Source organism: Winogradskyella litorisediminis (genome assembly GCF_042675765.1).
GTDB classification, from domain to species: domain Bacteria; phylum Bacteroidota; class Bacteroidia; order Flavobacteriales; family Flavobacteriaceae; genus Winogradskyella; species Winogradskyella litorisediminis.
Map to the genome: position 1 here is coordinate 1 of NZ_JBHTJL010000003.1, position 2,154 is coordinate 2,154.

General features: G+C 38.0%; 1 protein-coding gene. It reads right to left on the bottom strand.

The genetic code is table 11. The annotated features are described in order from the left end of the window. Positions 1-2,154: Ig-like domain-containing protein (locus ACFQ1Q_RS00080; protein WP_386127505.1), on the bottom strand; the 2,154-nt coding region annotated here is incomplete at both ends.

Consider the following 2,154-nt stretch of genomic DNA (forward strand, 5'->3'; position numbering starts at 1 on the left):
GTATCGACTTCCGTAGTATTGGTATCGTCATTAGCTACAGGCGGCTCATTACCAGAGGTAGGCGTAGGCGCTACTTCAATAGTTACCGTTGCAGTATCACAAGCAATCGGGTTACCAGCATCACACACTTCGTAAGTAAATGTATCTGTACCAGTAAACCCAGGGTTAGGCGTGTAAGTATAAGTACCATCAGGGTTAAACACTAGCGTACCATTAGTAGGCTGAGTGGTAGCTGTAAACGTTTCGGTTCCAGCAGGTCCATCAGGGTTTAAGTCATTGGTAGAGACATCACCAGACACAGGTGTATCAATAAACGTATCGTTGATATCATTGATAGCTGTGATACAATTAGCAAAAATCGTAACTTCAACTGAAGTTGTACATAAGTTAGCATCAATAACATTTACAGTGTAAACACCTGCTGATAAATCATTAAATGTCCCATTATTTTGGCTAGTACCACCATCAATATTATATGTATAAGGTACAGTTCCGTTTTGGGCTTCAACTGTTACACTTCCAGTGGCAGAGCAAACAATATCAGTTTGAGAAGTAATACTAGCAGTCAAAGCTGCAAGAGGTTCTTCAACAATAGCACTATCAGTAATAGTACATCCATTAGCATCAGTAATAGTTACAGAATAATTTCCTGCAGGAAGGTTAGTTATGTCTTCAGTGGTTGCTCCATTAGACCATAAGAAAGTATAATCTGTAGTTCCACCATTGACTGTTAAGTCTAAAGAACCTGTGTTTTCTCCATGACAAGCAACATCAGTTACAGCTATACCTGTGCTTAAAGCAGTTGGCTCATTTACAGTAGTAGAACTGACAGAATCACAACCAGTATCAATATCACTAACTGTAACAGTATATGTTCCTGCGACTAAACCTGATATAGATTGCGTAGTTTCTCCATTACTCCATGAATAAGTGAAATTTCCTAAACCACCAGTGACATTTACTGTTGCAGTTCCATTAATTCCTCCATTACAAGATACATCAGTAGAAGATGCTACAGCTGAAAGATTTCTACAGTCACCATCATTTACAGAAACAGTAGTTGTGGCAGTACAACCATTTAAATCAGTTACAGTAACCGTATAATTTCCATCACTTAAGTTAGTAGCAGTTTGTGTTGTTTGTATTGGTGTTGTATTCCAAGAATATGTGTATCCAGGTGTTCCTCCAGATGGATTTGCAGTTGCAGTACCGTCATTAGTTGTAGGTCCAGTCTCATCTGTAGATGTAGCTGTAACACTTACATTTGTGGAAGGTTCTGTAATAGTAATACTTTCTTCTACTGGAGAACAAACAGTTCCGTCAATTGTTACACTTACAGTGTAAACTCCAGCTATTTGATTATTTATTGTACTTGAGGTAACACCACTATCAATTTGTACAGGTGTTGTATCCCAAGTAAAAGTAAATGTAGCATTTGGATTTGAAATAGAACTCGCCGATACTGTTGCGTTCCCAGTGCTATCACCTTTACACAAAATATTATCTATATCACCAACAGCTATTACTGCATCACAATCGCTTACACAATTGATGACTACACTTTGTATTGCGGTACAACCATTTTGGTCAGTTACAGTAACTGAATATTGGGTACCTCCAATTATATTTCCTGATAGGTTAGTTGCAGTAGCTGTAGTTTGACCATCACTCCATAAATATGTATATGGTGCTGTACCTCCAGAAGGAGTTGCAGTAGCTGTACCGTTGGCACATCCTGCAGTTGCATTTGCATTAGTTTTTGTCAATTCAATACTTACCACCTCAGGCTGTGTGATTTGAACAGGAGTTGATAATGTTGCAGTACATCCATTAGCATCAGTAACTGTTACATTATAATTGCCAGCAGCAAGACCAGAAATATCTTCTGTATTATCTCCATTAGTCCATGCGTAAGAGTATGGTAAAGTACCTCCATTAACTGTTAAGTTAATGGATCCTGAATTATCTCCATTACATAATAAGTTTGTACCAGTAGCTTGCACAGATAGTAAATCTGTCGGTTGGTTAATAGTTACATTAGCAGTCGTAGTACAATTATTCGCATCAGTAACAGTAACAGTATAATTACCAGCAGCTAAGTTTGTAGCAGTAGCTGTAGTTTGTACCGGAGATGTATTCCAAGAATAAGTATAT